The organism is Blastococcus sp. SYSU DS1021, from assembly GCF_054050995.1.
The window spans coordinates 55,852-62,012 of sequence record NZ_JBJHAL010000026.1; the positions used below are offsets into that span (position 1 = coordinate 55,852).

General features: G+C 75.8%; 7 protein-coding genes. 4 read left to right on the plus strand and 3 right to left on the minus strand.

The window, feature by feature from the left end; translation table 11 throughout:
• Positions 1 to 14: 14 nt before the first annotated feature.
• Positions 15 to 716, minus strand: a complete 702-nt coding sequence (locus ACI8AP_RS17485) for a TetR/AcrR family transcriptional regulator (RefSeq protein WP_456590630.1) — start codon at positions 714 to 716, stop codon at positions 15 to 17.
• A gap of 175 nt (positions 717 to 891) precedes the next feature.
• On the opposite strand from ACI8AP_RS17485, the gene ACI8AP_RS17490 reads away from it, so the two are divergent.
• The gene (locus tag ACI8AP_RS17490) at positions 892 to 2,007 is read left to right on the plus strand and encodes an NDMA-dependent alcohol dehydrogenase (protein ID WP_456590631.1); all 1,116 of its coding nucleotides are present in this window, start codon (positions 892 to 894) and stop codon (positions 2,005 to 2,007) included.
• A 118-nt stretch (positions 2,008 to 2,125) separates the two neighbouring features.
• On the plus strand, positions 2,126 to 2,791 hold the full coding sequence (locus tag ACI8AP_RS17495) for an HAD family hydrolase (protein ID WP_456590632.1): 666 nt from the start codon (positions 2,126 to 2,128) through the stop codon (positions 2,789 to 2,791).
• A gap of 169 nt (positions 2,792 to 2,960) precedes the next feature.
• On the opposite strand, the gene ACI8AP_RS17500 is transcribed toward ACI8AP_RS17495, so the two are convergent.
• Together ACI8AP_RS17500 and ACI8AP_RS17505 are read right to left on the minus strand one after the other, a co-directional pair.
• Positions 2,961 to 3,797 carry a glycerophosphodiester phosphodiesterase gene (locus ACI8AP_RS17500; protein ID WP_456590633.1) on the minus strand — a complete coding sequence of 279 codons (837 nt, stop codon included), beginning with the start codon at positions 3,795 to 3,797 and terminating at the stop codon, positions 2,961 to 2,963.
• 95 nt (positions 3,798 to 3,892) lie between these two features.
• Positions 3,893 to 4,858, minus strand: coding sequence for a glucosyl-3-phosphoglycerate synthase (locus tag ACI8AP_RS17505; RefSeq protein ID WP_456590634.1), 966 nt, complete (start codon positions 4,856 to 4,858; stop codon positions 3,893 to 3,895).
• A gap of 205 nt (positions 4,859 to 5,063) precedes the next feature.
• Here ACI8AP_RS17505 and ACI8AP_RS17510 point away from each other — a divergent pair, with 205 nt between their 5' ends.
• Complete coding sequence (locus tag ACI8AP_RS17510; protein ID WP_456590635.1) at positions 5,064 to 5,321, plus strand: hypothetical protein; 258 nt, start codon at positions 5,064 to 5,066, stop codon at positions 5,319 to 5,321.
• Between the two features lie 71 nt (positions 5,322 to 5,392).
• The gene (locus ACI8AP_RS17515; protein WP_456590636.1) at positions 5,393 to 5,632 is read left to right on the plus strand and encodes a hypothetical protein; all 240 of its coding nucleotides are present in this window, start codon (positions 5,393 to 5,395) and stop codon (positions 5,630 to 5,632) included.
• The last annotated feature ends 529 nt before the right edge of the window (positions 5,633 to 6,161 follow it).

Genomic DNA, 6,161 nt, shown 5'->3' on the forward strand with positions numbered 1-6,161 from the left:
CTCCCGGCGACGCCTCAGCCGGCGCGGCGGGGCAGCGAGGCGACGTTCACCGGTGGCTCCAGGCCCAGCTGCGCGTACAGCCCGCTCATCAGGCTGTCGGTCAGCGTCCGCACCTCGGTCGCGGCGGTGCGGTGGTCGGCGGCGTGCTCGACGACCCGCCGCTGCTCCACGACGACCACCCGGGACACGGTGAGCCAGAGGGCCGCGGCCAGGGGGGCGGCGATCCGCGGGCAGAACAGGACCGGCGAGGTGGCCATCCCGGGCTCGGGGTCGGTCTCCCACGCCTCGGCCAGCGCACCTGCCAGCTGCCGTTCGGCCTCGAACAGGATCCGCTGCTCGTAGCCGGCCAGCGCGGGGCTCTCGTGCACGGTGTCGGTGAACGTGCGTTCCTCGGGACGCACGTGCAGGGCCACGAAGTACGCGGCGCCCTCCGCCAGGTGGTCGCCCAGCGCGACCAGCGGCGTGGTCCCCGGCGGCCGGTTGCGGACCGCGTCGGCCGGGCCGTGCGGACACGGGATGCGCCCGTCGAAGAAGAGCTCCTCCTTCGTCGGGAAGTGGTTGAACACCGTCTGGACGGCGACGTCGGCCTCGCGAGCGATGTCGGCGACGGTGACCGCCTCGAACCCGCGCTCGGCGAACATCTCGTGCGCCACTGCCCGTACGTGGGCCCGGGTCTGCGCCTTCTTCCGCGCACGGCGGTCGCTGAGTTCACCCACGGTGCACAGCTTAGGCACCGAACGTGTCCACCGCCGTCAGGACCGACCGCCCGGTATGTCGCCGGGCGTGCTCTGGTCGGGGGCCTGCGCGGCGGACCGGGCGCCACCAGGCACGATGGCCGCGGATCGACCCGCCCGGGGCGACCGGACGACGACTGCGAGGAGGAGCCGCCCGGTGCGGACGAGAGCTGCGGTGCTGCGCGAGGCAGGAGCCGAGTACGAGATCGTCGAGCTGGAGGTTCTCGACCCCGGGCCCGGCGAGGTGCTGGTCGAGATGGCCTACGCCGGCCTGTGCCACTCCGACGAGCACCTGCGGCACGCCAACCCCGGCGGCCGCTACCCCATCGTCGGCGGGCACGAGGGCTCCGGCGTCGTCCAGGCCGTCGGCGCCGGCGTGACCGGGGTGGCACCCGGCGACCACGTCGTCACGAGCTTCCTGCCCGCCTGCGGGCACTGCCGCTACTGCGCCTCCGGCCGCTCCAACCTCTGCGACAAGGGCGCCACTATCGCCACGGGCCAGCTGCCCACCGGCACCTTCCCGTACCGCCTCGACGGCGAGCCGCTGGGCGGGTTCTGCATGATCGGTGCCTTCGCCCGGCACACGCTGCTCAGCGAGTTCTCCTGCGTGCGGATCGACCCCTGGCTGCCGCTGGAGACCGCGGCCCTCGTCGCCTGCAGCGTGCCCACCGGCTGGGGTTCGGCGGTGTACTCCGGCGGGGTGCGGCCGGGCGACACCGTGGTCGTGGTCGGCCTCGGCGGGGTGGGCGTGAACGCGGTCCAGGGGGCCGTCCACGCCGGCGCCATGCACGTCATCGGCGTCGACCCGGTGGCGATGAAGCGGGAGTTCGCCGAGTCGCTGGGCGCCACCCGCACCGTCGCCGACGCCGGGGAGGCGGTGGGGCTGGCGCGCGAGCTCTCCCGGGGCACCGGTGCCGACGTCGTCGTCGTGACGGTGGGGAAGATGACCGGGGAGGTCTACAAGGCCGCCTCGGCCTGCCTGGGCAAGGGCGGCACGCTCGTGCTCACCGCGCTCGCCGACCGGCCGGAGGAGGGCCGGGCGACGCTCAACGGCCAGCTCACCACGGTGTTCGAGCACCGCGTGCAGGGCTCGATGTTCGGCTCGTGCAACCCGTTCACCGACATCCCCCGGCTGCTGCGGCTGCACGAGGAGGGTCGGCTCGAGCTCGACCGGCTGATCACCCGCCGCTACGCCCTCGACGAGGTGAACCAGGGCTACCGCGACCAGGCCGCCGGCGAGACGGTCCGCGGGCTGCTCGTCCACGCCGACTGAGGAAACACCCCGTCGCCCACCCCAGCACTCGCTCCGCTCGCGCCGGGCCCTGCGACGGGGCGAGCGTCTGGACGGAGCCGGCGTTCGGAACGGGCGCCGGGTGGGCAGCTCCGGGGGCGTGAGCTCTCCCCGTATCGCAGTCCTCGACGTCGACGGCACGCTCGTCGACACCAACTACCAGCACGCCCTCGCCTGGTACCGGGCCTTCCGGTCGCTGGGGGAGACCTTCCCGATCTGGCGGATCCACCGGTTGATCGGCATGGGCGGCGACCGGCTCCCGGCCGCGCTCGGCGGGGACGACGTCGAGGAGCGCATCGGCGGCCAGGCCCGTGAGCGCTGGACCGAGGAGTTCGACCGGCTGATCGACGAGGTCGCGCCGCTGCCCGGCGCCCGGGAGCTGGTGCAGGCGCTCCGTGAGCGGGGGCACCGCGTGGTGCTGGCCAGCTCCGGCAAGGCGAAGCACGTCGACCACTCGCTGGACCTGCTCGACCTGCGCGACCTGGCCGAGGCCTGGACCACCAGTGACGACGTCGAGTCGAGCAAGCCCGCCCCCGATCTGCTCGAGGTGGCCGTGAAGAAGCTGGGCGAACCCGTGGGTGCGCCGAGCGTGATGGTCGGCGACTCCGTCTTCGACGTGGCGGCGGCGAAGCGCGCCGGGATGCCGGCCCTCGTCGTGCGCTCCGGCGGGTTCGGGGACGACGAGCTGCGCGAGGCCGGGGCGATCGACGTCTTCGACACCCCCGGTGACCTCGCCGCCGCCCTGGATCGCCTCGACCTGAGCTGACCGGAGGACCGCCCGAGGGGCTCCGCGGATGCTCTGCCTCTGAGTGCAGGTGCACTCAGAGGCGGAGCGAGCGGGGAAGGGATCCCGGAGGGCGCTGGGACGGTGCCGGTGCGTGCGGTGGTGGGTTGCGGCGCGGTGCGGCGGTGCGGCGGTGCGGTGGTGCGGAGGCTCAGGAGGCCGTGGAGGAGCGGCCCAGGCGGCGCAGCGCTTCGTCCGGGTGGTCGGTGATCATCGCGTCGACGCCGAGCGACACGAGGAAGTCGATGTCGGCGGCCGTGTTCGCCGTCCACACGTGCACCTCCTTCCCGGCGGCGTGCGCCTGGGCGACGTACCCAGGGTCGGCCCGCAGCAGCGCCAGTCCCGGGCCGACGGCGCTCATCGCACCCCCCAGGAGCTCGGTGCGCACCGAGCGCAGGCGCTTGCCGATGAGCTGCACGGTCGGCACGCCCGGTGCGAGCGCGCGGATCCGGCGCACGGCGAGCTGGGAGAAGCTCATCACCCGGAACGCCGGCCGCCCGGCCCACTGCGCCGGCCGGTCGCCCTGCAGGAGGCCGTAGCGGCGCAGCGACCGCACCAGCTCCTGCTCCACCCGGTTGGTGTGCCGGGTCGGGTGCTTGGTCTCGATGGCGAGCCGGACGGAGCCGGGGGTGGCGGAGGCGTACTCGAGCAGCCGGTCGAGGGTCAGCACCAGGCCGTTCTCGATGTCGGGCTCGTCGGTGACGGCGGTGATCGTGTCGTCCCTCCACCGGTCCAGCCGGCCGCGCCGGGCGCCGAACCGGAACTGCTCCAGCTCGGCGAGGTGCAGGGCGGAGACGACGCCGCGGCCGTTCGACGTGTGCCGGATCCTGCGGTCGTGGACGCAGACGAGCACGCCGTCGCGGGTCATCCGGACGTCGACCTCCACCGCGTCGGCACCGACGATCGCGGCGTTCCGGTACGCGGCCAGGGTGTGCTCGGGGGCGTCCGCGGTGGCCCCGCGGTGGGCGACGACCTCGGGGCCGCTCACCGCAGCGGGCGGGGAGAGCGGCGCGCAGCGCGGACGGGAGGCACGCGGGGATCCTCCCCGCCCGCCGCGCGTTCCGCGAGCGGTGGGCGCCGCCGTCAGACGGCGAGGCGCGCGCGGTACTCGGGCACGCTGATCATCGGCGGGCGCTCGTCGACCGCGACGGCGTTGCTGCGCGGCACGAACCCGGCGCCGTCGTGCCGGAACTGGGTGAGCAGCCCGCTGGGCTGGCGGGTGCACGCCGCCCGGGCCAGCACGGTGGCGACCACCTGGCCGGCCATCTCGCCCAGCGCCTCGACGCTCTGCGAGGTGTGCCGGCGCTCGCCGAGGTCGACCTGGGCCAGCGAGGAGAGCCCGCCCAGGCCCAGCAGGTCGACGAGCAGGCCCACCTCCACGCCGTAGGCCGAGACGAACGGCACCTGCTCCAGCGCCGCGCGGCGCCCGGCGTACTCGCCGCCGAGGGGCTGGACGAAGCCGGCGAGCTCCGGCCACAGCGCGTTGAGCAGCGGGCGGGCGGTGAGCTCGGTGACCCGGCCGCCGCCGGCGGGCTGCTCGGCCCCGCCGACGGACAGCGGCCGGGTGTAGCAGCCCTTGACGTAGCTGACCTGCGGGTCGGTGAGCAGCGGCCCCAGCAGGCCGGGCACGTAGTGGGCGACGTCGCCGAGCAGGTCGGCGTCGAGGAAGACGACCAGGTCGCCGGTTGTGGCGGCCAGCGACTTCCACAGCGCCTCGCCCTTGCCCCGGCGGGTGCCCATCGCGGGCAGCACGTCGGTGGTGGCGACGACATCGGCGCCGGCGGCCCGGGCGACGTCGGCGGTGGCGTCCGTGCTGTCGGAGTCCACGACGACCAGCTCGTCGACCAGCGGCACCCCGCGCACCCAGTGCGCGTGCAGGTCGGCGACCAGCCGGCCCACGGTCGCCTCCTCGTTGCGGGCGGGGAGGACGACGCTGACCCGGTGCCCGCCACGGCGCTTGGCCTGCAGCAGGGCCGCGGGATCGACCTGCGCCAGGGAGCGCGCAGCGGTGGTGCGATCGGCGAACCAGGCGCGGGCGTCAGGTCTCACGCGCCCACTGTCGTCCAGCTCCGGTGCGGGCACCAGGCGGTCTCCCCGGTGTTCACCGGGCCGTCACGTGAACGTTCCGGCGGTGAGCGATCGGGTCGGTGCGGGCCCGCGGGAATCGGCTCGTGGGGCCGCGTCACCCGGTCGGGGAACCGGTCCCGGTGGGCGCTGAGTCGCGGGCCGGCCGGACCTCCCGCACGATGCGGGCATGACCTCGGGTCAGCTGCCCGCAGCGCGCGTGGGAGGCGAGGAGCGGCGGCGGGTCGCGCTGCTGCTGGAGACCGCCGACGTCCTCGCCGACCGGGCCTCGCGCACCCCCGACGCGGTCCAGGCCCAGGTGCTGCTGCGCCGGTCCGCCCAGCGCCGGGCGCAGGCCGCGCGCCTGGCGGCGGAGAGCCCGCCGGGGGGCGACGGCCGCCGCGCGGGCGGTGCCCCGCCGGGTGCGGGGAGCGCCGCCCGGCCCTGACGAGGTCACCGCGCGGGGCCGCCGTTCCTCGGGAAGGGCGGACCGAGCCCGGGCGCGGTTACCGTGGTCCGATGCTCCGCTGGCTCTGCGCCCTCGTCGCCGGAGCCGTCGTCTCCGGGTTCGCCTTCCTGCTGGTCACCGGCGAGTACCGCAACGAGGGACCGGTGCTGCTGACGATCGTCGGCAACCACGGCGTGCACGCCGGTGACCTGTTCATCCTGGCGGGGTGGGCGGTCGCCGTCCTGGCGCTCCTCGTGCTCGCGGCCGCCCCCTGCCCGCGCCGGCCCGCCGAGGCGCCGCCGCGGGGCTGACGCCGCCGTCCTGCGCTTTTCTTGCGGATCGCTGGACACGACCCTGCGGCTGGCCGCGCAGGGTGGCTCGTGCCGGGATGGAGCCGCCACCCCGGTACGAGCAGGGGAGGCAGCGACGTGAGCAGCCGGACGAGCAGCGCCGTGGCGCACCAGAGCACCACCGCGAAGGTCGTGGGCACGGTCGCCGTGCTCGCCGCGGTGGGCGCGGTCGCGGGACTGGGGACCCTCGGCGGGTTCAGCAGCAGCGACAGCGTGGACACCGAGGTGCAGGCGGGGGTGGTGTCGATCCGGCTGGATGCCGCGGCCGGCGGGCAGAGCGTGCCGTTCTCCGGCGGGGCGATGCTGCCCGGCGACGTCGTGCAGGTGCCCTTCGACCTGCGCAACGACGGGGACGTGCCGCTGTCGTCGGTCGGCTTCCGCTCGGTGGCGCGGGGGGGGGGGGGGGGGGGGGGGGGGGGGGGGGGGGGGGGGGCGGGGGGGGGGGGGGGGGGGGGGGGGGGGGGGGGGGGGGGGGGGGGGGGGGGGGGGG

Bases quoted from the DNA above. Each gene is read 5' to 3' on its own strand.
- ACI8AP_RS17515 (WP_456590636.1), top strand. From the start codon at position 5,393: ATGCTCCGCTGGCTCTGCGCCCTCGTCGCCGGAGCCGTCGTCTCCGGG.
- ACI8AP_RS17510 (WP_456590635.1), top strand. From the start codon at position 5,064: ATGACCTCGGGTCAGCTGCCCGCAGCGCGCGTGGGAGGCGAGGAGCGG.